Annotated in this window: 2 protein-coding genes; both read left to right on the forward strand. The window is 31.7% G+C overall.

Annotated elements, in window-relative coordinates; genetic code table 11:
* The first annotated feature begins 587 nt into the window (after positions 1-587).
* Positions 588-1,739, forward strand: a complete 1,152-nt coding sequence (locus ACFO3N_RS24870; RefSeq protein WP_379801508.1) for a cytochrome P450 — start codon at positions 588-590, stop codon at positions 1,737-1,739.
* 12 nt (positions 1,740-1,751) lie between these two features.
* Complete coding sequence (locus ACFO3N_RS24875; protein WP_379801509.1) at positions 1,752-2,096, forward strand: antibiotic biosynthesis monooxygenase family protein; 345 nt, start codon at positions 1,752-1,754, stop codon at positions 2,094-2,096.
* Positions 2,097-2,269: the final 173 nt, after the last annotated feature.

A 2,269-nucleotide genomic window follows, 5' to 3' on the forward strand; every position in this document is an offset into this window, starting at 1 on the left:
TAAAGTCTTAATCAGGATATGAGTCTCAAGCTCAGAGGAACGAACAGTTTACTTTTGCTTCCTTTCTCAATCATAAATCTACTTAAATTTTAAAAAACAAATCTAAAGGAGGAACGAAGGATCACACTCGTAACTCTACAAAGATTGGCGAAATACTATCCGAAACTTCTAGTACGATCCTTCGTCCCTCAGGATAAAAAGATGGTACAAAATTCTAAACAACAATCTTAAAATACTTCAGCAACTCCTTCTTTCCTTTTCCAGCAACAGTAATCGCTCGAGAATTTTCAGTTTTTCTAAGCCAGTCTTATTTCAGCATTTTATTAAAAAGCAATGTTCCTATTGAACCCGCAATATGATTTCTGCTTTCGCTCCAATTTAAGCACGGTTTTAAGAAAAATTCGTTTTTGTTTTTGTGCTTCTTCCAAATTAATTCCAAAATCTGAGAACCACTTTTCCCCTTCTGAACTTATTTCAAAAGTGTTATTTTGATCTTATAAATTGATCTTCCATTTAGATGTTCATAGTTAAGTGCAGAATGAACTATTGCCTTATAAAGTTAAATAACTTTGCTAAAAACATTCCACATGAATTCAACTTTATTCCTTCAATCTGAAAGCAACGATCCATATTTGATCTATAAAACGATGTTGCAAAACAATCCCGTTTATTGGGATGAAACCAATAAAATATGGGCAATATATTCTTATGAAGATTGTGTTTCTATTTTAAAAAATCCTAAAGCTGAGATTCCGACTGTAAATCCAGACAACAAACAAAAACTGAACAAAACGGCGTTAGAAATTTTAAATAACTTAACAAGATTATCAAACGGGATACAGCATGAAATTTCAAAAGAAATCGCAATGTTGCTGTTTTCAAAAATGAAATCTGTAGATATCAATTCAATTATTTCCCAATTAATAAAAAGCAATCTAGTTGAAAACAAAATGGATTGGGTAAATTCGGTTTGCAAAAAACTGCCAGTTCTAGTCGTTTTACAAAGTTTTAATTTTGAAGAAAAAGATTGTGAGTTTATTGCAAACCAAATAGAATCTTTGGTTAAAATAATGCTTCCGCAGAAAACAGAAGAACAAGTAAAATCTATAAATGAAGTTTCAGCAACAATATTTTCAATCGTAGAAAAACAGCTTTTTCAATTAAACTTTTATGAATCTTTATCCGCCAAAATTTCGGAATCAAATTCTCTTTCGCTTAACGAAATCAAAACGATAAGCATTAGCAATTTAATTGGATTATTTATTCAGAGTTTTGATGCGGGAAGAGGAATTTTGAGCAATTCTCTCTTCCAGATTCTGAATAATAAAACTTTTTCTAGTAAAACGGAAATTGAAAAATCGGTAATCGAAACTTTGCGTTTTGATCCTCCAATTCAAAATACTAGACGAATTGCCGTTGGAGATATTATCATCGGCGAAAGCCTAATTAGAAAAAACAATTCCATTTTAGTTGTACTTGCATCGGCAAATCGAGATCCGAAGAAGTTTGAAAATGAATCAAAATTTAATATCGAAAGAAGTAACAATACTGAGAATCTGACTTTTGGAATTGGCGGTCATATGTGTCTAGCGAAACATTTCTCTATTCATTTAACTACCGAAGCTTTATGGTTTTTATTTAATCAATTCAAAACCATTACCATTTTAGAAAATAATATACAATACGAACCCATGATTAATGCCCGATTACCAAAAGCAATCTGGATTTCATTACAATAAAAAATTAAAAATATGATAGCTGTAATTTTTGAAGTAATTCCGAACGAAGGAAAAAAAGAAGAATATCTGGACATCGCTGCAAGTCTGCGTCCAGAATTAGACCATATTGAAGGATTCATTTCTATAGAACGATTTCAAAGTTTTACCGATCCTTCAAAAGTATTGTCTTTATCATTTTGGAAAGATGAAGAAAGCATTCAGCAATGGAGAAATCTTGAAATGCACCGCCACGCGCAGGCAAAAGGCCGAAATGAAGTTTTTAAAGATTATCATTTAAGAATTGCAACTGTGGTTCGTGATTATGGAATGTTTGATCGAAAAGAAACGCCCAGTGATAGTTCAGTTTTTCATTCTTAAGGTTCAAAGGTACAGAGGTTCAGAGGGACAAAGGTTTTACACAAACTTGTCATCCTGATTTCTATGATAAAACCAAATCTTTTTCATAAAAGGTTTGGTTTTTTATTACCGCAAAAACTCGATGGATTATTTTGTTTCTCACGGCATTTAAAACACTCATTTTATTTTTTCCT

Origin of the sequence: Flavobacterium chungangensis (assembly GCF_042654045.1) — a bacterium.
In the GTDB taxonomy this organism is placed as follows: Bacteria; Bacteroidota; Bacteroidia; order Flavobacteriales; family Flavobacteriaceae; genus Flavobacterium; species Flavobacterium chungangensis.